The organism is Bordetella hinzii LMG 13501, assembly GCF_001548475.1.
GTDB classification, from domain to species: Bacteria; Pseudomonadota; Gammaproteobacteria; order Burkholderiales; family Burkholderiaceae_B; genus Bordetella; species Bordetella hinzii.
Genome location: NZ_LRUJ01000006.1, coordinates 41,974 through 61,616, shown reverse-complemented (window position 1 = coordinate 61,616; position 19,643 = coordinate 41,974). Strand labels below are relative to the sequence as shown.

At 69.4% G+C, this 19,643-nt stretch carries 23 protein-coding genes and 1 pseudogene; 15 read left to right on the top strand and 9 right to left on the bottom strand.

Annotated features, from left to right (window positions below; genetic code table 11):
- The first annotated feature begins 1 nt into the window (after position 1).
- Both AXA74_RS05865 and AXA74_RS05860 read left to right on the top strand, forming a co-directional pair.
- The gene (locus AXA74_RS05865; RefSeq protein WP_029580679.1) at positions 2-337 is read left to right on the top strand and encodes a thioredoxin family protein; all 336 of its coding nucleotides are present in this window, start codon (positions 2-4) and stop codon (positions 335-337) included.
- Positions 334-1,263, top strand: coding sequence for a DMT family transporter (locus tag AXA74_RS05860; protein ID WP_032955701.1), 930 nt, complete (start codon positions 334-336; stop codon positions 1,261-1,263). Before AXA74_RS05865 ends, AXA74_RS05860 begins: the two co-directional genes overlap by 4 nt.
- 19 nt (positions 1,264-1,282) lie before the next feature.
- On the opposite strand, the pseudogene AXA74_RS05855 reads toward AXA74_RS05860, so the two are convergent.
- Positions 1,283-1,981 (bottom strand): annotated as a pseudogene (locus tag AXA74_RS05855) (GNAT family N-acetyltransferase); the annotation flags it as partial.
- A 106-nt stretch (positions 1,982-2,087) separates the two neighbouring features.
- Here AXA74_RS05855 and pdxR point away from each other — a divergent pair.
- Positions 2,088-3,551 carry a MocR-like pyridoxine biosynthesis transcription factor PdxR gene (gene pdxR / locus AXA74_RS05850; protein ID WP_029580676.1) on the top strand — a complete coding sequence of 488 codons (1,464 nt, stop codon included), beginning with the start codon at positions 2,088-2,090 and terminating at the stop codon, positions 3,549-3,551.
- On the opposite strand, the gene AXA74_RS05845 is transcribed toward pdxR, so the two are convergent.
- A complete protein-coding gene (locus AXA74_RS05845; protein WP_029580675.1) occupies positions 3,548-3,844 on the bottom strand; it encodes a hypothetical protein in 297 nt (98 codons plus the stop codon). The genes pdxR and AXA74_RS05845 overlap by 4 nt on opposite strands.
- A 128-nt stretch (positions 3,845-3,972) precedes the next feature.
- On the opposite strand from AXA74_RS05845, the gene gorA reads away from it, so the two are divergent.
- Complete coding sequence (gorA, locus tag AXA74_RS05840; RefSeq protein ID WP_029580674.1) at positions 3,973-5,331, top strand: glutathione-disulfide reductase; 1,359 nt, start codon at positions 3,973-3,975, stop codon at positions 5,329-5,331.
- A 7-nt stretch (positions 5,332-5,338) separates the two neighbouring features.
- Here gorA and AXA74_RS05835 read toward each other — a convergent pair whose 3' ends face one another.
- Entirely contained in the window at positions 5,339-5,845 is a 507-nt protein-coding gene (locus tag AXA74_RS05835; RefSeq protein WP_029580673.1) for an O-acetyl-ADP-ribose deacetylase, read from the bottom strand.
- Entirely contained in the window at positions 5,842-6,645 is an 804-nt protein-coding gene (locus AXA74_RS24625) for a DUF72 domain-containing protein (protein WP_029580672.1), read from the bottom strand. The genes AXA74_RS05835 and AXA74_RS24625 overlap by 4 nt, the downstream gene beginning before the upstream one ends.
- 84 nt (positions 6,646-6,729) lie before the next feature.
- Here AXA74_RS24625 and AXA74_RS05825 point away from each other — a divergent pair, with 84 nt between their 5' ends.
- The 4 genes from AXA74_RS05825 (at position 6,730) to AXA74_RS05810 (ending at position 9,604) form a co-directional block, all read left to right on the top strand.
- The gene (locus AXA74_RS05825) at positions 6,730-7,362 is read left to right on the top strand and encodes a LysE family translocator (RefSeq protein ID WP_032955704.1); all 633 of its coding nucleotides are present in this window, start codon (positions 6,730-6,732) and stop codon (positions 7,360-7,362) included.
- Positions 7,363-7,380: 18 nt separating this feature from the next.
- Complete coding sequence (locus tag AXA74_RS05820; RefSeq protein ID WP_029580670.1) at positions 7,381-8,004, top strand: LysE family translocator; 624 nt, start codon at positions 7,381-7,383, stop codon at positions 8,002-8,004.
- Between the two features lie 63 nt (positions 8,005-8,067).
- The gene (locus tag AXA74_RS05815) at positions 8,068-9,189 is read left to right on the top strand and encodes a 3-deoxy-7-phosphoheptulonate synthase (RefSeq protein ID WP_029580669.1); all 1,122 of its coding nucleotides are present in this window, start codon (positions 8,068-8,070) and stop codon (positions 9,187-9,189) included.
- A gap of 70 nt (positions 9,190-9,259) precedes the next feature.
- Positions 9,260-9,604, top strand: a complete 345-nt coding sequence (locus AXA74_RS05810) for an I78 family peptidase inhibitor (protein ID WP_029580668.1) — start codon at positions 9,260-9,262, stop codon at positions 9,602-9,604.
- Between the two features lie 4 nt (positions 9,605-9,608).
- Here AXA74_RS05810 and AXA74_RS05805 read toward each other — a convergent pair whose 3' ends face one another.
- Together AXA74_RS05805 and AXA74_RS05800 are read right to left on the bottom strand one after the other, a co-directional pair.
- A complete protein-coding gene (locus AXA74_RS05805; RefSeq protein WP_029580667.1) occupies positions 9,609-10,451 on the bottom strand; it encodes a ParB N-terminal domain-containing protein in 843 nt (280 codons plus the stop codon).
- Between the two features lie 19 nt (positions 10,452-10,470).
- The gene (locus AXA74_RS05800; RefSeq protein WP_029580666.1) at positions 10,471-11,082 is read right to left on the bottom strand and encodes an LON peptidase substrate-binding domain-containing protein; all 612 of its coding nucleotides are present in this window, start codon (positions 11,080-11,082) and stop codon (positions 10,471-10,473) included.
- Between the two features lie 182 nt (positions 11,083-11,264).
- Between AXA74_RS05800 and AXA74_RS05795 the strand changes: the two genes are divergently transcribed.
- Genes AXA74_RS05795 through AXA74_RS05785 form a run of 3 tightly spaced genes read left to right on the top strand, consistent with a single transcriptional unit; the run spans position 11,265 to position 13,500 of the window.
- Positions 11,265-11,681, top strand: a complete 417-nt coding sequence (locus AXA74_RS05795) for a VOC family protein (protein WP_029580665.1) — start codon at positions 11,265-11,267, stop codon at positions 11,679-11,681.
- A 38-nt stretch (positions 11,682-11,719) separates the two neighbouring features.
- A complete protein-coding gene (locus tag AXA74_RS05790; protein WP_048940064.1) occupies positions 11,720-13,156 on the top strand; it encodes an MFS transporter in 1,437 nt (478 codons plus the stop codon).
- Positions 13,153-13,500, top strand: a complete 348-nt coding sequence (locus tag AXA74_RS05785) for a GFA family protein (protein WP_029580663.1) — start codon at positions 13,153-13,155, stop codon at positions 13,498-13,500. Before AXA74_RS05790 ends, AXA74_RS05785 begins: the two co-directional genes overlap by 4 nt.
- A 224-nt stretch (positions 13,501-13,724) precedes the next feature.
- Here AXA74_RS05785 and AXA74_RS05780 read toward each other — a convergent pair whose 3' ends face one another.
- Complete coding sequence (locus AXA74_RS05780) at positions 13,725-14,699, bottom strand: GlxA family transcriptional regulator (RefSeq protein WP_172899592.1); 975 nt, start codon at positions 14,697-14,699, stop codon at positions 13,725-13,727.
- A gap of 125 nt (positions 14,700-14,824) precedes the next feature.
- Between AXA74_RS05780 and AXA74_RS05775 the strand changes: the two genes are divergently transcribed.
- Both AXA74_RS05775 and AXA74_RS05770 read left to right on the top strand, forming a co-directional pair.
- Positions 14,825-15,184, top strand: a complete 360-nt coding sequence (locus AXA74_RS05775; RefSeq protein WP_032979648.1) for a DUF1428 domain-containing protein — start codon at positions 14,825-14,827, stop codon at positions 15,182-15,184.
- Positions 15,185-15,242: 58 nt separating this feature from the next.
- Complete coding sequence (locus AXA74_RS05770) at positions 15,243-16,202, top strand: Bug family tripartite tricarboxylate transporter substrate binding protein (protein WP_029580660.1); 960 nt, start codon at positions 15,243-15,245, stop codon at positions 16,200-16,202.
- 6 nt (positions 16,203-16,208) lie between these two features.
- Here the strand turns inward: AXA74_RS05770 and AXA74_RS05765 are convergent, their stop codons facing one another.
- Positions 16,209-16,667, bottom strand: coding sequence for a GNAT family N-acetyltransferase (locus AXA74_RS05765; RefSeq protein WP_032955709.1), 459 nt, complete (start codon positions 16,665-16,667; stop codon positions 16,209-16,211).
- A 136-nt stretch (positions 16,668-16,803) separates the two neighbouring features.
- Here AXA74_RS05765 and AXA74_RS05760 point away from each other — a divergent pair, with 136 nt between their 5' ends.
- Both AXA74_RS05760 and AXA74_RS05755 read left to right on the top strand, forming a co-directional pair.
- Entirely contained in the window at positions 16,804-17,964 is a 1,161-nt protein-coding gene (locus AXA74_RS05760) for an MFS transporter (RefSeq protein ID WP_032955735.1), read from the top strand.
- A 111-nt stretch (positions 17,965-18,075) separates the two neighbouring features.
- Complete coding sequence (locus AXA74_RS05755) at positions 18,076-18,657, top strand: hypothetical protein (protein WP_029580657.1); 582 nt, start codon at positions 18,076-18,078, stop codon at positions 18,655-18,657.
- A 7-nt stretch (positions 18,658-18,664) separates the two neighbouring features.
- On the opposite strand, the gene AXA74_RS05750 is transcribed toward AXA74_RS05755, so the two are convergent.
- Positions 18,665-19,588, bottom strand: a complete 924-nt coding sequence (locus AXA74_RS05750; RefSeq protein WP_032955711.1) for a ZIP family metal transporter — start codon at positions 19,586-19,588, stop codon at positions 18,665-18,667.
- Positions 19,589-19,643: the final 55 nt, after the last annotated feature.

Here is a 19,643-nt window from a genome sequence, read left to right as displayed (position 1 = left end):
CATGGACCAGATCGATATCGACGACAGCACCGCCGACCGCAGCCTGCTCGACGCCCCCGGCCTCTCGCTGGTGGTCTTCCATAGCCTGACCTGCCCGAATTGCCGCATCGCGCGCCAGCGCCTGCCGGCGTTCGAACTGCCGGCCGAACGCATTTTCTGGATCGACGCCGGACGCAACGGCGGGCTGGTCGAACGCTATGAGGTCTTTCACCTGCCGGCCATCCATGTGGTGCGCGACGGCGCCTACTACGGCCCCATCAGCGCCCAGTTGGCCGACTGGGACCTGCGCCAGCAGATCGCCCAGGCCCTGGACAACCACCCGGCCGAATTGCCATGACGCCAGCCCGCCAGCCGCTGGACGGCTTCGCCACCGGCACCATGCTGGTGCTGTGCCTGTGCTGGGCCTTCCAGCAGATCGCCATCAAGCTGGTGGCCCAGGACGTCGCGCCGCTATTGCAGATCGGCCTGCGTTCGGCCTTTGCCGCCGTGGTGCTGGGCCTGGTGCTGCTGCGTGCCGAAGGCCCGCGCTTCTGGCGCGACGGCAGCGCCCGGGCCGGCCTGGGCGTGGGCCTGCTGTTCGCCCTGGAGTTCGTGTTCGTGGCCCTGGGGCTGCACTACACCACGGCCTCGCACATGGCGGTGTTTCTCTATACCGCGCCCATCTTCGCCGCCCTGGGCCTGCACGCGCGCGTGCCCGGCGAACGGCTCAAGCCCCTGCAGTGGGCGGGCGTGGCCCTGGCTTTCGCGGGCATCGCGGCGGCCTTCCTGGGCAAGCCCGCGCCCACCGACGCCGCGCCCAATATGCTGCTGGGCGATTTCCTGGGGCTGCTGGCGGGCGCGGCCTGGGGCCTGACCACCGTGGGCATCCGCGCCAGCCGGCTGTCGGAGGCCCCGGCCGCCAAGACCCTGTTCTACCAGATGGCCTGTGCCGCCGTGGCGCTGCCGCTGCTGCACGCGCTGATGGGCGGCGCCCCGCCCGCCTGGACGGCCCCGGCCCTCTACAGCCTGCTGTTCCAGTGCGTGGCGGTGGCGCTGTTCAGCTATCTGGTCTGGTTCTGGCTGCTGCGACGCTACCTGGCCACGCGCCTGTCGGTGCTGTCCTTCCTGACGCCGCTGTTCGGCGTGGGCCTGGGCGTGGCCCTGCTGGACGAGCCGCTCGACGGTCATTTCGCCGCGGGCGCCCTGCTGGTGCTGGCGGGCATCACCCTGGTGAGCGCCGCCGGCATGCTGCAAGCCTGGTGGACGCGCCGCCAGGCCGGCTGAGCCCGGCTCAGCCCTCGCCGCGCAAGGCCTGCAGGCGGGCGCGCTGGCGGCCCTGGGCATCGAAGTTCTCCGGCGCCAGCCATTGCTCGAACGCCGCCCGCCGCGCCGGCCATTCGCCGTCGATGATGGAAAACCAGGCCGTGTCGCGCGAACGGCCCTTGTAGACCACGGCCTGGCGGAAGATCCCCTCGAACTGGAAGCCCAGCCGCAAGGCGGCCTGGCGCGAAGGCGCGTTCAGGCTGTCGCATTTCCATTCATAGCGCCGATAGCCCAACTCGTCGAAGACCCGCCGCATCAGCAGAAACTGCGCCTCGGTGGACACCGGCGTGCGCTTGAGCAGGGGCGAGAAGGTCACGTGGCCGACCTCGGCCACCCCATTGGGCGGATCGATGCGCATGAGGGCCAGGGTGCCCACGGCCCGGCCGCTGGCGCGCGCGATGACGGCGAAGTGCAGCGGATCCTCGCTGGCGGCGGCGCGCTCGCAATACTCGCGATAGCCCTGCGCCGTCTCGAAAGGCCCCACCCCGAGATAGGTCCAGTCGCGCCCGTCGGGCGCGGCGCGGTAGGCGGCGAACAGGTCTTCCGCGTGGCGCTGGGCGTCCAGCGGCTCCAGGCGGCAATAGCGGCCCTCGAGGGGCGTGCGCGGCGGCCGTGGCCGTGGCGTCCAGCCCGGAAGGGGTTCGCCGATGGGCTGGTCATAGGGGTTCAGCAAAGCCATGAGGATCTCCGCGCGGCAAGGTTGGCAAGGATGTCTGACTCTAGAAGAATCCGTGGCATCATAGAAAGCACCATAACAAAGTATTTTTCTAGTGCCACGTCGCGCCATGGAAGACCCTACCCGCCTCGTCCTGCTGGACGCACCCCTGTCGCCGGGCGGCATCCCGCTGCAGCGCCAATTGCTGCAGCGCCTGAAGACGGCCATCCTCGAAGGCCGTCTGGCGCCGGGCACCCGGCTGCCGGCCTCGCGCAGCCTGGCCGAGGCGCTGTCGATTTCGCGCAACACCGTTTCCATCGCCTATGAGCACCTGGCCGCCGAAGGCTATGTGCTGGCTGACCGCCAGGGCACGCGGGTGGCCCCGCTCACCCGGCAGCGCAAAGCCCAGCCCGAGCCGGCCCTGCAGGAACCGGCCCGCGTGGCGCGACGCCTGACGCGGCTGGTGCGCACGCCGCGCGGCACGGGCGCCTATCTGGCGCTGCGCCCGGGCCAGCCGGCGCTATCGCACTTTCCGGCCGCGGCCTGGCGCCGGGCCCTGGACCGCGCCATGCGGCGCGGCGGCGCGGACACCCTGTCCTATGGCGAGCCGGCGGGCGAGCCGGAACTGCGCGCCAGCATCGCCCGCTATCTGGGCGTGGCGCGCGGCGTGCACTGCCTGCCCGGGCAGGTCGTCATCACCGAGGGCACGCAGGAGGCGCTGGCGCTGTGCGTGCGCCTGCTGGCCGACCCGGGCGACATCGCCTGGGTCGAGGACCCCGGCTACCGGGGCGCCAAGACCGCCTTCTTCGCCGGCGACCTGGACGTGCGTCCCAAGCCCGTGGACACCGACGGCCTGCGGCTGCAGGCGCGGGACTGGGCCGAAGGGCCGCCGCGCCTCATCTATGTGACGCCCTCGCACCAATACCCCACAGGCGGCGTCATGCCGGCGGCGCGGCGCCTTGACCTGATCGCCCAGGCGCGCCGGCATCAATCGTGGATCATCGAAGACGATTACGACAGCGAATTCCGCCATCATGGCGAACCCATCGCCGCCATGCAGGGCATGGCCCCGCAGGCGCCGGTGCTCTATATCGGCAGCTTCAGCAAGACCATGTTCCCGTCGCTGCGCATCGGCTTCGTGGTGCTGCCCGAACGCCTGGTCGACGCCACCCGCGTGGCGGTGGCCGAACTGCTGCGCGGCGGACACCGCCACGAGCAGCTGGCGCTGGCCGACTTCATCGAAAACGGGGAGTTCAGCCGCCATCTGGGACGCATGCGGCGGCTGTACCGCGAACGCCAGCAGGCGCTGCGCGCCGCCCTGGCGCGCAACCTGGACGTCGAGCATACGGTCGAGGGCGGCCAGTGCGGCCTGCACCTGACGCTGCGCCTGCCCGCCGACTATGACGACCGGCGCATTGCCGTGAACGCCCCGGCCCACGGCATGCAGCCCCAGCCGCTGTCCAGCTTTGCGCTGGCCGCGCCTGAAAACGGCCTGGTGCTGGGCTACGGCAATACGGCGGCGGAGCTTTTCGATCCGCTGACGCGGCGCCTGGCGCAACTCACCCGCCAGGCCAGGCAGGCGGTGCCGGCCTAGCCGATCAAGGCGCCCAGCAAGAGCGCGGTGAGCACCAGCCAGAAAATACCGCTCAGGATGGAGCCCCGCGCAAAAGCCTTGATGCCGGCCCACAACATCATCAGGCCGATCAACAGCAGCGCGAAGTTCATCACGTTCGGGCTCATGCCCAGCGAGGCCGCCATCCCGCTGAAAAAATCACCCAGGGCGCCGAAAAAGCCGCCGAAAAGCCAATGCAGGGCGTCGGACACCCATTTGATGCCCTGGCCCACCGCCGCGCCGGCGCTGCTGAAAAAACCCGTCTCTGCTTGCATGACACCTCAGCCGTCCACTTTGCATGGTTATATCCGATTTGGCTGCCGGGGCCGGGTTTGGAGAAAACCCGGAACGCGGTTTAATAGCGATGGTCGCCGGCGCAGCCGGCCTTGCAACAAGGATACTCATGGCTTTCGATTTTGACCTGTATGTCATCGGCGCGGGCTCGGGCGGTGTGCGCGCGGCCCGTTTCGCGGCGGGCTTCGGCGCCCGCGTGGCGGTGGCGGAGAGCCGCTACCTGGGCGGCACCTGTGTCAATGTGGGATGCGTGCCCAAGAAGCTGCTGGTCTACGGCGCCCACTTCAGCGAAGACTTCGAGCAGTCCGCCGGCTTTGGCTGGACGCCCGGCCATCCCGGCTTTGACTGGCACACGCTGATCCAGAACAAGAATCGCGAAATCGAGCGCCTGAACGGCATCTACCGCAATCTGCTGGTCAACAGCGGCGTGACGCTGCACGAGGGCCATGCCCGCATCGTGGACCCGCATACGGTCGAGATCAACGGCAAGCGCCATACGGCCGAACGCCTGCTGATCGCCACCGGCGGCTGGCCCTTCGTGCCGGACATCCCCGGCAAGGAACATGCCATCACCTCCAACGAAGCCTTCTTCCTGAAGCAGTTGCCGCGCCGCGTGCTGGTGGTGGGCGGCGGCTATATCGCGGTCGAATTCGCCTCCATCTTCAACGGCCTGGGCGCCGACACCACGCTGGCCTACCGGCGCGATCTCTTCCTGCGCGGCTTTGACCAGAGCGTGCGCGAGCACCTGCGCGACGAACTGCAGAAAAAAGGCATGACGCTGCGCTTTAACACCGACATCGCGCGCATCGACAAGCTGCCCGACGGCACGCTGGCCGCCACCTTGCTCGACGGCTCGGTGCTGGAGACCGACTGCGTCTTCTATGCCACCGGCCGCCGCGCCATGCTGGACAACCTGGGGCTGGAGAACACCGCCGTCAAACTCAACGACCAAGGCTATGTCGCGGTCGACGAGCTGTTCCAGACAGCCGAACCGTCCATCCTCGCCCTGGGCGATGTGATCGGCCGCGTGCCGCTTACGCCCGTGGCGCTGGCCGAGGGCATGGCCATCGCCCGCCGGCTGTTCCGCCCCGAGGAATACCGTCCGGTCGACTATGACCTGATCCCGACCGCGGTCTTCAGCCTGCCCAATATCGGCACCGTCGGCCTGACCACCGAAGAAGCCCTCAAGCGCGGCCACCGCGTCAAGCGCTTCGAGAGCCGCTTCCGTCCCATGAAGCTGACGCTCACCGATTCCCAGGAGCGCACGCTGATGAAGCTGGTGGTCGACGCCGATACGGACCGCGTGCTGGGCTGCCACATGGTGGGCCCGGAGGCCGGCGAGATCATCCAGGGGCTGGCCGTGGCCTTGAAGGCCGGCGCCACCAAGCGCGTGTTCGACGAAACCATCGGCATCCATCCCACGGCGGCCGAAGAGTTCGTCACCATGCGCACGCCGGTGGCCGACTGAGGCGCGCTCAATCGCGGGCGAGCAAGGCCTCGTAGACCGCCGCGTCGCCCGCCGAGTAACAGCAGAAGATGACGCGCCCGATGCCGGGCGCGCCGCGCAGGGCCTGGCGGACTGCCTCCAGGGCGACCGGCGCGGCCCGCTCCAGCGGGTAGCCGTAGACGCCGGTGCTGATACACGGAAAGGCGATGCTGTGCAGCGACTGCGCGGCGGCCAGCTCGATCGAGCGCCGGTAGCAGGCGGCCAGCAAGGCCGCCTCGCCGTGGCCGCCGCCGCGCCATACCGGCCCGACCGCATGGATCACGAAGCGCGCCGGCAGCGCAAAGCCCGGCGTGATCCTGGCCTCGCCCGTGGGGCAGCCGCCCAGCGCGCGGCAGGCCCGCAGCAGGCCCGGACCGGCCGCCCGGTGGATGGCGCCGTCCACTCCGCCCCCGCCCAGCAAGCTGCTGTTGGCCGCGTTGACGATGGCGTCGACCGACAGGGTGGTGATGTCGGCCAGTTCGACTTCCAGGCTCACGCGGGCGCTCCGATGCGGCGCAGGAAATCCATGGCCGCCGCCGGCGCCAGCGGCTTGTGCCCATTGATGAAAAAGACATAGACATCGCGCGGCGTCCCGACGCCGATGTCGGGCAATCGCCGCGGCAGGGCGGGGCTGTGCCCCGCCGCCCATTGCCGCGCGCAGCGCGCCCAGGCATCGAGCACGGCCGGCGCGTAGCCATGGGCAATCCCGGCGTCGGCGGCCATCAGGCGCACATAGACCAGGTCGGCGCAGGTGCTGTCGGTGATGGACACGAACCTGGGGCTATCGGTCAGCACGGTCGCCACGCCATGCGCGCGCGCCAGGCGCAGATAGTCGTCGCAATCGAAGCTGGGGTGGCGCACATCCAGGACATGGCGCAGGCGCCGGCCTTCCAGCCGCGCCGGCAGCAGGCGCAGGAAGGCCTGCACATCGTCATGGTCGAAGACCTTGGTATCGGGCAATTGCCACAGCAAGGGTCCCAGCTTGTCGCCCAGGCGGTCGATGCCGCTTTCGAGGAAGCGCCTGACCGAGTCGGCGCCCTGGCGCAGCGCGCGGCGATGGGTCGCATAGCGCGGCGCCTTGAGCGCCAGCTTGAAGCCCTCGGGCACCTCGGCCGCCCAGGCTGCGAACGTGGCCGGCTTCTGGCTGCCGTAGAAGGTGCCGTTGACCTCGATGGCGCTGAGCTGGCGCGAGGCGTGGTGCAGTTCGCGGGCATGCGGCAGGCCGGGCGGATAGAACACGCCGTCACGCCAGGGGGGATAGGTCCAGCCGCCGATGCCGGCACGGATAGAAGTCATGCGCGCTCCCGTCAGTTGGCTCTATGGTAGCGGCCATGGCCGGGCTTGATGTAATCTCGCGTAACACCTTGCCTGGCGGCCCTCATGCCCGATCTTACCCACCTCCTCGGTTTTGCCCTCGTCTGCCTGGGCATGGTCCTCACACCCGGCCCCAATATGGTCTACCTGGTCTCCCGCTCGCTGTCGCAAGGCGTGCGCGCCGGCCTGGTGTCCCTGTGCGGCGTGGCCCTGGGGCTGGTGTTCTTCGTGCTTTGCGCGGCCCTGGGCATCACCGCCTTGCTGATGGCGGTGCCCTATGCCTACGAAGCCCTGTGCTTCGGCGGCGCCGTCTACCTGGCCTATCTGGCCTGGCAGGCGCTGCGCCCGGGCGGCCGCTCTCCCTTCGAAGTCCGGGCCCTGCCGCCCAGTTCGCCGCGGCGCCTGTTCTCCATGGGCTTGCTCACCAGCCTGCTCAACCCCAAGATCGCCGTGCTCTACCTGTCGCTGTTGCCGCAATTCATCGATCCCGAGCGCGGCCACGTGCTGGCGCAGTCGCTGGTGCTGGGGTTCACACAGGTCGGCATCAGCATCACGGTCAACGCGCTGATCACGGTCATGGCCGGCAGCATCGCCGTCTTCCTGATGCAGCGTCCGCGCTGGATGGCCGCGCAGCGCATCCTGATGGGTTCCGTGCTGGGCGCGCTGGCGCTGCGCATGGCGCTCGAAGCCCGCCGCTGAAACCAGGAAACACTCCCCATGACCCTCGCCGCCTGGCTTGCCTTCGTCGCCGCCTCCACCGTCCTGCTCATCATCCCCGGCCCGACGCTGCTGACCGTCATCAGCTACTCCCTGTCGCACGGACGCCGCGCCCGCCTGCCCCTGGTGGCCGCCGTGGCGCTGGGCGACAGCACCGCCTTGCTGCTGTCGCTGCTGGGCCTGGGCGCCTTGCTGGCGGCCTCGGCCTTCTGGTTCACCGTGGTCAAGACGCTGGGCGGGCTCTACCTGCTGTTCCTGGCCGTCAAGCTGCTGCGCGCCGGCGTGGCCGCGCGCCTGGACACGCCCCAGGCCGGCGCGGCCTCGCGCTGGCGGCTGTTCGCCAACACCTATCTGGTCACCGCCCTCAATCCCAAGGGCATCATCTTCTTCGTGGCCTTCCTGCCCCAATTCATCCAGCCGGCGCGGGCCCTGCTGCCGCAATACCTGGTGCTGGGCCTGACCTTCGTCGCGCTGGCCGCGCTCAACGCCACGATGTACGCGGTCTTCGCCGGCCAGGCCCGGCGCGCGCTGACCTCGCCGGCGGCCCAGAAGCGCTTCAACCTGGCCGGCGGCTCGCTGCTGGCCGGCGCCGGCCTCTGGGCCCTGGTGGCGCGCCAGCCCTGAGGCGGACGGCCAAAGTGCGATAATGGCGGACTGCCCAACGCCTCTCGCGCACGGAGAACCGCTTTGACCCGCATTGACGACGCTCTGCATGACCGGGAAGCCGGCCAGGCCGACTCCACCCAAGATACGACCCGTATCGATGGCACCCGCATCGGCGCGGTGCGCCCGCTGATTTCCCCGGCCCTGCTGCTGGACGAGCTGCCCACCCCGGCCGCCGTCCAGGACCTGGTCGAATCCCGCCGCGCCGAGATCGCCGACGTGCTGCATGGCCGCGACGACCGCCTCATCGTGGTGGTGGGCCCCTGTTCCATCCATGACCACGGCCAGGCCATGACATACGCGCGCCAGCTCAAGGCCGCCGCCGATGCCCTCAAGGACGATCTGCTCATCGTCATGCGCGTCTACTTCGAGAAGCCGCGCACCACTGTCGGCTGGAAGGGCTTCATCAATGACCCGCGCCTGGACGGCAGCTTCCGCATCAATGAAGGCCTGCGGCGCGCCCGCGCGCTGCTGCTGGAAATCTCCGGCCTGGGCCTGCCCATCGCGACCGAGTTCCTGGATCTGCTCAGCCCGCAATTCATCGCCGACCTGATCGCCTGGGGCGCCATCGGGGCGCGCACCACCGAAAGCCCCAGCCACCGCCAGCTGGCCTCCGGCCTGAGCTGCCCGCTGGGCTTCAAGAACGGCACCGACGGCGGCGTGCAGATCGCCGCCGACGCCATGGTGGCCGCCAGCGCCAGCCACGCCTTCATGGGCATGACCAAGATGGGCGTGGCCGCGATTTTCGAGACGCGCGGCAATACCGACACCCATGTCATCCTGCGCGGCGGCAAGAACGGCCCCAACTACGATACGGCCAGCGTGCAGGCCTGCTGCGAGGTGCTGCGCAAGGCGGGCCTGCGCGAACAGGTCATGATCGACTGCTCGCACGCCAATTCCAACAAATCGCATGAGCGCCAGGTGGACGTGGCGCGCGACATCGCCCAGCGGGTCGCCGGCGGCGAGACGCGCATCACCGGCCTGATGATAGAAAGCAATCTGCAGCCCGGACGCCAGGACCTCAAGCCCGGCGTGCCGCTGGCCCATGGAGTGTCCATCACCGACGCCTGCCTGGGCTGGACGCAGACCGAGCCGGTGCTGGCCGACCTGGCCCGCGCCGTGCGGGAGCGCCGCGCGCGCCGCTAGGCCGGCTGCGGGCCGGCGCGCACTCCACTATCATGGATGCTCCGTCCGCTTTCCCTTCCCAGGAGTATTCATGAACCGGAAACTGCTGACCTTCCTCTTCGCCGCCAGCCTGGCCGGCCTGGCCGGCTGCGCCGCCAACAAGAGCGCCGCGCCCTCCGCCTCGGCGCCATCCGCGCCGGCCAGCGCCAGCGGCTCCATGCTGCCCGGCGGCAAGAGCTGCGATGCCCAGCCCGCGCAGAACCTGGTCGGCCAGGCCTTCAGCGATTCCGTCGGCGCCGATGTGCGCAGCCGCAGCGGCTCGGACTCGGTGCGCGTGCTCAAGCCCGGCCAGGTCATGACGCTGGAGTACAACCCGGCCCGCGTGAACATCATCATCGACGGCCAGGGCAGGATCAGCGCGATCCGCTGCGGCTGAGCGCTCAGTCCGGCGGGCGGCGCGCCTCGGCCAGCGCCACCGTCAGGTGCATGACTTTTTTCTTCAGCGCGTCGCGCTCTTCGGTCAGGCGCTGGATGATGCCGTTCAGGCGCGCCACCTCGGCCGGGTAGTCCTCGATCGCCGGGCTTTCCCAGGGCGGCGCGGCGCCTCCCGCCGCCTCGGGTTCGGCGTCGGCCTCTTTGCGCAGCCTGGCCTCGTAGCGGGCCGCCTGCAGCTCCATGCGGGCCTGGCGCGCCACCTCGCGCAGGTTCTGCTTGCCGCCCTGGGCGGCCTGCTGCTGGCGCGACTCGGGCAGGCTGGCCACGGCCGCCGCCGCATTGATCGAAATCTCCCCCGCTCGCACCGCCCGGACCAGCTCCGGCACGGCGCGCTGCTCGATGCGCTCGATCTGCGCCAGGGTATTGCTGCTCACGCGGGCTTCGCGCGCGAGGTCCTGGCGGCTGGGCACCACGGGCGCGGCCGGCGCGGCCTCGTCCTGGACGGCCGGCTCGCGCGCCTGCAGGATCTGTTTTTTGCGCAGCGCCAGCACGCCGCGCTGGTAATCCGACACACTGCGCCGCCCCAGATGGTTGTCTATCATCCATAGGCGCACGTCGTCCATGGACTGGAAGCGTTCGTTTTGCAGCGTGCGGAATTCGATGCCGTGCTTGCGGCAGATTTCGTAGCGGTTGTGCCCGTCGACCAGCACATTGCCCCAGAGCACCAGCGCATCGCGGCAGCCTTCGGCCAGGATGCTGCGCTCCAGCGCGCTGTACTCATCCGGCGTAAGCGGGTCGATATAGGCCCGCAGTTCTTCGTTGATCTCGATATCCATGGCGCGAAGCATAACCGCTTGCGCGCCCGCCCTATAGCAGTCCGCGCGCGGCCAGGTCGGCGGCCACCTCGCGCAGCCGCGCCACGGGGTCGCGCAGCGCCAGCAGCCTGGCCTTGTCGGCCGGCGCCAGCGGCAGCAGTTCGCACCAGCGGTCGGCCACCCAGCCGGCCTCGTCCAGGCGGTAGGGCGGCGCCACCGGCATGTCGGCCGGGTCGTGGCCCTGCCGCTGCAGGCCGGCGATCAGGCGGCCCAGGGCGCCCACGGCATCGCGCAGCGCCTCGGGCACCGGCTCGACCGGATCGGCGGCGATGGCCTGCGCCTGTCCCGTCCACAGGCCATAGCGGCCGCGTTCGCAGCCCGCCAGCTGGAAGCGCTCGCCACCCCGGCAGCGCAACTCGTAGAGGGCGGCCATGGGCTGCTGCCACTGTTCGATGTGGGCCAGGGTGCCCACCGGCGCCAGCACCTCCATGCCGTCGGGCGTGCGGACCTCCTGTCCCGCCAGCAGGATCACCACGCCAAAGGGCCGCCCTTCGGCCAGGCAGCGCTTGATCATGTCCAGGTAGCGGATCTCGAACACGCGCAGGCGCAGGATCCCATCGGGGAACAAGGCGTTGGTCAGGGGAAACAGGGGGATGCGGGCCATATGGCTATCTTGGCATGAGATCGCCGCCCGGGCACGGCTGGCGACACAGTGAAACATCCTTGCCGCCGGGCCCGGCTTATCATCGTCGCGCGGCCTGGGCAAAAAACGGGAATGCAAAAAAAAGATGATTTGGTTAGTTTTTAGGACTAACATGCCAGGCGGCATCCCTCCAGGAGACGACCATGCCCGACATTTCCGCTTACCTGACCTTCGACGGCGATTGCGCCCAGGCCATGCGCTTCTATGAACACGTCCTGGGCGGCAAGCTCGAAGCCATGCTCCGCTTTGCCGACGCGCCGCCCGACATGCCCCACGACCCCAAGGACAGCGAACGCATCATGCATGCGCGCCTGACGCTGGACGGGCAGGCCATCATGGCCTCGGACGCCGGCAGCTGCCAGCCCTACGAGGGCAAGAAAGGCGTGTCGCTGGCCCTGACCTATCCCACCGTCTCCGATGCGCAGCGCGTATTCCGCCTGCTTTCGGAAAACGGCAAGGTGATCATGGACATGCAGCCCACCTTCTGGGCCGAGTCCTTCGGCATGGTGATCGACCAGTTCGGCACCTCCTGGCTGATCAACGGCGCGACCAAGACCTGAACCCTGCCGGGCGGCAACGCCCTCCTTGGCTGACCTCCATGCCTCATTCCCTCACCGGGCGCCAGCGCTGGTGGGCGCTCATGGTCTTGTGCCTGGGCGTGCTCATGATCGTGCTGGACACCACCATCGTCAACGTCGCCCTGCCCTCGATCAAGGCGGACCTGGGCTTCAATGAATCCAGCCTGGTCTGGGTGGTCAACGCCTATATGCTGACCTTCGGCGGCTTTCTGCTATTGGGCGGACGGCTGGGCGACCTGCTGGGCCACCGGCGCATGTTCCTGGCCGGGCTGACCCTGTTCACGCTGGCCTCGGCCGCCTGCGGGCTGGCCCACGGCCAGGCCACCCTGGTGGCCGCGCGCGCCGCCCAGGGGCTGGGCGGCGCCGTGGTGTCGGCTGTCTCGCTGTCGCTCATCATGACCTTGTTCACCGAGGCATCCGACCGCGCCCGCGCCATGGGCGTCTACGGCTTTGTCTGCGCCGGCGGCGGCAGCCTGGGCGTGCTGTTGGGCGGCCTGCTCACCAGCACGCTGAGCTGGCACTGGATTTTCCTGGTCAACCTGCCGCTGGGACTGATCGTCTTTCTCCTTTGCCTGTGGCTGCTGCCGGCGGGCGGCGGACACCGGCCCTCGGGCGCGCTGGACGTGGCCGGCGCCGTCACGGTCACGCTGTCGCTCATGCTGGCCGTCTACGCCGTGGTCAATGCCAACGAGGCCGGCTGGATATCGGCACAGTCCCTCACCCTGCTCCTGCTGGCGGCCGCGCTGATGGTGGCTTTCCTGCGCATCGAGGCGCGCGCCAGCTCGCCGCTCATGCCGCTGTCGCTGTTCACGCTGCGCAACGTCGCCACCGCCAACGGGGTGGGCGTGCTCTGGGCCGCCTCCATGTTCGCCTGGTTCTTTCTCTCGGCCTTGTATATGCAGGCCGTGCTCGGCTATACGCCGATGCAGGTGGGCCTGGCCTTCCTGCCGGCCAATCTCATCATGGCCGCCTTTTCGCTGGGCGGCTCGGCGCGGCTGGTCATGCGCTTCGGGATCCGCCCGCCCCTGGCCGCCGGCCTGGCCCTGGCCGCCCTGGGCCTGGCCTGGTTCGCGCGCGCGCCGGTCGAGGGCAGTTTCATGCTGGACGTGCTGCCCGGCATGGTGGCCCTGGGCGTGGGCGCCGGCATCGCGCTCAATCCCATCCTGCTGGCGGCCATGAGCGATGTCGATCCGGCCGACGCCGGGCTGGCCTCGGGCGTGGTCAACACGGCCTTCATGATGGGCGGCGCGCTGGGCCTGGCGGTGCTGGCCAGCCTGGCCGGCGGCCACAGCACCCGCCAATTGGCCGACGGCGCCGCGCCGCTGGCCGCCCTGACCTCGGGCTACGCCCTGTCCTTCGCCGTTGGCGCGGCCACCGCCGGCCTGGCCGCGCTGGCCGCCGCCGTGTTCTTGCGCCGCGGCCGCCATGCCTCCACCCCCTTGGGAGATCCCTCATGAATTACCACGGCAGCTGCCATTGCGGCGATGTGCGCTTCGCCTTCGAAGGCGAGTTCGGACCCGCGCTGGCCTGTAATTGTTCCATCTGCCAGCGCAAGGGCTCGCTGCTGTGGTTCATGCCGCGCGACGCACTGCGCCTGGAGACGCCCGACGCGCCCCTGTCACGCTACACCTTCAATAGCCATCGGATCGCGCACCAGTTCTGCCCGCGCTGCGGCATCCATCCCTTCGCCTGGGCCCAGGACCCCTCGGGCAAAGAAATGGCCGCCGTCAATATCCGCTGCCTGGAAGACATCGACCTGGATGCCATCGAGATCAAGCACTACGACGGCCGTGCGCGCTGATGACCCTGCACGCTAGGATTGGTCGGAAAACCTCGCCGGACGCGCGACCCCGCGCATGAAATCGTAGACATTGCCCAGGCAGCACGCGCCTGGCCTGGCGGCGGGTTCTCGCCGGTACCCGCCGCCCAAGGCTGGGCGCCGCGTTGCGGCGCCGACCCGCGCCGGTACTTCCCGGACGCATCGCGCCTCCTTTTTTTTTCGCGTGGCGGCGGCGCGCCCGGAGGTCAGCTGTAGCGTTCGCGGTAGCTCAGGGGCGACATGCCGCAGTGCTTGCTGAAAATATCGCGGAAGGCCTTGGTATCGCTGTAGCCCACTTCGTACATCACTTCGGCCACGGTCTTGCGCGTATGTTCAAGCTGCTGCTTGGCCGCTTCCACCCTGACCCTCTGCTGGTATTCCACCACGCTGTTGCCCGTGGCCTGGCGGAAACGCCGCTCCAGCGTGCGGCGGCCCACGGCATGGCGCAGGGCCAGGCCCTCGATGCCCAGCCGCTCGGAAAAATGCGTCTCGATGTGTTCCTGCACCGCCAGCACCACCGCGTCGCCATGGGTTTTCTGGCCAGCGAACACCAGGAAGGGCAGCTGGCTCTGGCGGTCCCAATCCAGCTGGAAAAGCTTGGCGCACCAGATGGCGATATCGCGCCCGGCATGTTTTTCGACCAGGTGCAGCACCAGGTGCGCGGCCGAGAAGGCCCCGCCGCTGGTATATAGGCCCCGCTCGGCCAGGACCACGCGGTCGCAGATCCACGACACCTTGGGAAACAGCGCGGCATATTGGTTGCGCACGACCCAGTGCACCACCGCGCGCCGCCCGTCGAGCAGCCCGCCGGCGGCCGGCAGCGCCGCGCCCAGGCAGAGATTGGCCAGCTCGCCGCCGTCGCGGTAATGCGAGCACAGCCATTGGATGAGCGCGGTATTGGCCGCCACCGCCCGGCTGACCGCCGCGGCGTCCGGCGCCATCAGCGGCGGCACCAGGCAAATATCGACCTGCCCGGGCTGGGCCAGCGTGGCGTCGGCCCTGACGGTGATCCGGCCCTCGTCCAGCGACATGGTGGGCTCGGCCGCCAGCAGGCGCACCGAAAAGGCCGGATCGCGCCCGCATTCGCGCAGCCGCGCGTTTGCCGCCTGGAAGCCCTGGCGCGCCGTCTCCAGCGAAGCGATATTGGCGCCGGCCGGCACCAGCATGGCGATGCGTTTCATGCTTGCAGCATAGCGCGCCGGGCTGTCGTGATCCACCCGCCAGAATGTCGCAAATCCCCTTCGCCGGCGGGCAGGCAGCGCCGCTACAGTGGATTTCCGGCGCACCAGGCGCCAAGGAGACCATGATGAAAGAGTATGTAGACGGGTATCTGCTGGCCGTGCCCAGCGACCAGCTGGAAACCTACCGCGCCCTGGCCTCGCGCGCCGGCGAGATCCGGAAGGAACATGGCGCGCTGGACTATCGCGAATGCGTGGGCGAATCGCTGGACCACGACCATGGCATGCGCAGTTTCCGCCACGCGGCCGACGCCGGCGAGAACGAAACCGTGGTGTTTTCCTGGATCGTGTTCCGCGACAAGGGCGAACGCGACCGCATCAACGCGGCCGTCATGGCCGACCCGCGCCTGCAGGATGTGTGCATCGAAGGCGTGTTCGACCCCAAGCGCATGGCCTGGGGCGGCTTCGATACCCTGGTGCAGGCCTGAGGCAGGCCGCCGTCGGGTACGATTCACCCCCTGCACACAACCACTGCAAGGGGAAACCATGAAACGCTTCTCGGCGGCCGGCGTCACCGCGCTGGCCTTTTTCCTGTCCACGCAAGCCTGGGCACAGACCGCCCAGGTGATGACCATCACCGTGCCTTATGGCGCCGGCGGCATCGTGGACAACACGGCGCGCGCCTACGCCGAGCGGCTGGGCCAGGAGCTGGGCCAGCCGGTGGTGGTCGAGAACAAGGGCGGCGCAGGCGGCATGATAGGCATGGCGGCGGTGGCCAAGGGCCCGGCCGAACGCAGCCTGGCCTTCTCGGCCATCAGCCCGGTGACGCTGTCGCCGCACCTGATGAAGACCCAGTACGATCCGCTCAAGGACCTCAAACCGGTGGCCGCGGTCATGTACTCGCCCGTCTTTCTGGTGGCCGGCCCCAAATTCAGCGGCGCCAGCTTTGCCGATATGCTGGCCCAGGCCCGCCAGGACCCCGGCGGGCTCAGCCTGGCCACGGCCGGCGTGGGGTCGCTCGGCCATTTGATGCTGGAGCAGATCAACCGCCAGGCCGGGGTGTCCATCACGCACGTGCCGTACAAGGGCATGGCGCAGCTGGTGCCCGACGCCCTGGGCGGCCAGTTCAGCCTGGCGCTGGTCAACGCCTCCGGTCCGGTCAACGGCCTGATCGACGAGGGCAAGCTCAAGCTGCTGGCCGTGGGCGCGCCCACCCGCCTGGCGGCCCGTCCCGATACGCCCACCTTGGCCGAACTGGGCTATCCCTCGGCCAATATGAGTTCGACCTTCGGCTTTTTCGCGCCCGGCTCGGCCTCGCCGGCGCATATCGCCCGCATGAACACGCTGATCAACAAGATCTCCGGCATGCCGGAAATCAGCAAGCCGCTGACCGAGGCGCTCAACGTCATGCAGATCGGCAGCGCCGAAGCCTTCGCCGCCCAGGTGCGCCAGGAATACGAAGCAAGCGGCCGCATCGTCAAGGCCGCCGATATCCGCGTGGACTGACGCGCCTCAGGCCGCCGTCCCGCCCGGGCGGCGCATGAGGAACTCGATATCGGTCTCTTCGTGGATGGCGAAGCCCAGGCGCTCGTACAGGCGCCGCGCCGGATTGCCCTTGAGCACGTATAGGCGCACCGCCTCGCCGCCCTCATCGGCGCGGGCCAGCACGCCGCGCAGCAGCCGGGCGCCCAGGCCCTGGCCCTGGCGGGCCGGGTCCACCTGGATCTGGATCACATACCAGCCCGCTTCATCGTGGCGCACTTTGAACAGGCCCGCCGGCGCCTGGTCGACGAGGACGATGCGCGCGTCCTCCCAGTGATAGCGGATGCGCTGCAGGTGGGCGGCCTCGTCGAAAGGCACGCCGTCGCGCCGCAGGTGCGGCTCCATGGTGCGGCGGCGCAGCTCCAGCAGAAAGGGCAGGTCCGCTTCGACGGCGGGACGCAGGGTGAGTTCGGGCAAGGCCAGGGACATGGGAAAGACAGGCGGAAGAGAGGAACAGGCGCGGCCAGATGGTAGCGCCGCCGGGTCCGCCGCGCCAGCGGCCGGTGTTTGCAGTATGCTCTGGCCCGGCCGCGCGCCTTGCCGCGGCATGGGCGGAGTGTTTCAAGTGGGCCACAGACTGGGCTGGCTGCGCGTTTTCTATTTTCTGTTCTACGGGCTGCAAGGCATCAGCATCCCCTTTCTGCCGCTCTGGCTCGCCAGCCAGGGCCTGGACAAGGATGCGATCGGGCTGATCGTGGCCACGGCTTTTCTGCCCAAGATTCTTTCGGCCCCCGCGCTGGCGCATGCCGCCGATCTCACCGGCCGGCTGCGCCTGCTGATCGCCCTGCCCCTGGCCGGCACCGCGCTGCTGTTTGCCTGCTACCCCTGGCAGCAGTCGCCGGGCTGGATGTTCTGGACCACCCTGGGGGTCAATCTGCTGTTGCCTGCCGTGCAGCCCGTGCTGGACCGCATCGCGCTGGCCGGCAGCCGCGGCGGCCGGCCGCTCTACACCACTGTGCGGGTCTGGGGATCGCTGGGCTTTGCCGCCCTCACCCTGGTGGGCGGCCACGTCATCCGCGCCACCGGCCCGCTGGCCATCATCCTGATGAGCGTGGCGCTGGGCCTGGCCTGCGTGGCCTGCCTGCGCGCCCTGGACGTGGGCGACGCGCCGCCCCGGCGGGCCCATTCCGGGCAGCGCTGGCCCTTGCTGCAGGTACTGCGCCAGCGCCCCGTCGTGCTGTGCATCCTCGCGGCCTCGCTCACCCAGGCCAGCAATGGTTTCCTGTATTCCTATGCGACCCTGTTCTGGACCGACCATGGCCTGTCGACCTCGGATATCGGTCTGCTGTGGACCGTGGGCGTGGGCGCCGAGGTGGTGTTCTTCTTCCTGGCCTTGCGCATTCTTCCCGTGGTCGGCCCGCAACGCCTGATCTGGATCTCGGCGGCCATGACGGCGCTGCGCTGGCTGGGGCTGGCGGCCTTTGTCGAGCTGCCCGTGTTGCTGGCCTTCCAGCTTTTGCAGGCCTTCACGCTGGGCGGCAACAACTCGGCCATCATGGCCTATATTTCGCGCCAGGTGCCGGCCCATTGCCAGACCTCGGCCATCGCCCTCTACACCATGCTTTCGGGCGGCATCCTGATGTTCTTCAGCGTCAATGCCGCGCGCCTGGTCTATCCGCGGGTGCCGTGGGGTGGCTTCGCCATGATGGCGGTGTTTGCGCTGTGCGCCATTCCCATTGTGCTGTGGGCCGCCCGCAAGCCCGTGGGCGGGCCTGAAACCCGCTGAAATCCCCCTAAAGTCTGGTCACACCCGCCCCGCGCGCCAGGGAGTAAATTACGTTTGCGAGACCGGGAAAGCCGCCGTCGCGGCCCCATTCCGGCGCTCTGGAGTCCTGCAATGAAATCGCGTTTGATGCGCCTGGCCGGCGCCGCCGCCCTGGTGGCCATGACGGCCGCCGCCGCTTCTCCCGCCCTGGCCGGCGGCCCACGCTGGGGCGGCGGCTATTACGGCGGCCATGGCGGCTATTACGGCGGCTATCGGGGCGGCCACGGCCACTCCAGCGGCTGGTCGTCCACCGACAGCTGGATCGTGGGCGGCGCGCTGGCCCTGGTGACGGCCGGCCTGCTGCTGTCGGCCAACTCCCAACCCAGCTACACGCCCTCGGTGCAAGCGGGCGGGGATGGATATATGTATACCTCCCCCGGCTACAGCACGGCGCTTACCCAGACGCCCAGCTATGCCCCGCCGCCGCCCGCCTACGAATCCGCCCCGATGGCCGACCCCGCGGACCCGGCTTCGGTCAATCTGGCGCCGGTGGCCCAGGCCGCGCCCGCGGCCGGGCAGACCGACTGCCGCCGCTACGCCATGAACCAGAGCGGCTTCGACCCGGCCGGGGTGAGCCCGTGGACCACCCAGGTCATGGTGGATTCGTACAACCGCGCCCTGCAGACCTGCCGCGACAATCACTGGGGCAGCTGAAGCCGTCTCAGCCCAGCGCGGTATCCAGGAACATCATCACCCCGAAACCGGCCATCAGGCCCACCGTGGCGAAGGTCTCATGGCCGTTGCGGTGGGTTTCGGGGATGACCTCGTGCGAGACCACGAAAATCATGGCCCCGGCCGCCAGGCCCATGCTCGCCGGATAGGCCAGCGCATAGCCGCTGGCCATGCCGACGCCGACCAGGGCGCCCAGCGGCTCCATCAGCCCCGACCCCACCGCGATCAGCACCGCCTGGCGGCGCGTCAGGCCGATGGCGCGCAGCGCCACCGCCACCGCCAGGCCCTCGGGAATGTCCTGGATGGCGATGGCCGAGGTCAGCGGCAACCCCACGCCCAGATCGCCGTTGGACAGACTCACGCCGATGGCCATGCCCTCGGGCAGGTTGTGCAGCACGATGGTCAGCACGAACAGCCATACGCCATTGATGCGCGCGCTCTCCGGGCCGCGCAGGCCGGTGCTTTCGTGCAAGTGCGGCGTGAAGTAGTCCAGTCCCAGCATCAGCAGCACCCCCAGCGCCATGCCCAGCACCACCACGCCGGCGGCCATGGGGCCGCTGCCCAGCAGCGCCTCGGCCGCGTCCAGCCCCGGCAGGATAAGCGAGAAGGCGCTGGCCGCCAGCATCATGCCCGCGGCAAAGCCCAACATGCTGTCCTGGGTGCGCGTCGAAATGCGGCCGAACACCCCGGCCACCAGCGCACCCAGCGCCGTGGCGGCAAAACCGGCGAAGCCACCCGCCACGGCCAGGCCGACATGGGCGCTGTTGCGCCCGGTGAGGGCCTCGTAGACGCTGCTGGCGCACAGCCAGGCCACGGCCAGCAGGCCCAGCATCAGGCCGCCCGTCACGAGGGGATGGGACTGCGCCTGGGCCACCCAGGCGCTGCGCAGGCTGGCGGATGTGGAACGGCTCATGGACTCTCCCTGGCGGCGGCGGATGCCTCATCTTGCCAGACCCTGGCCGATCCTG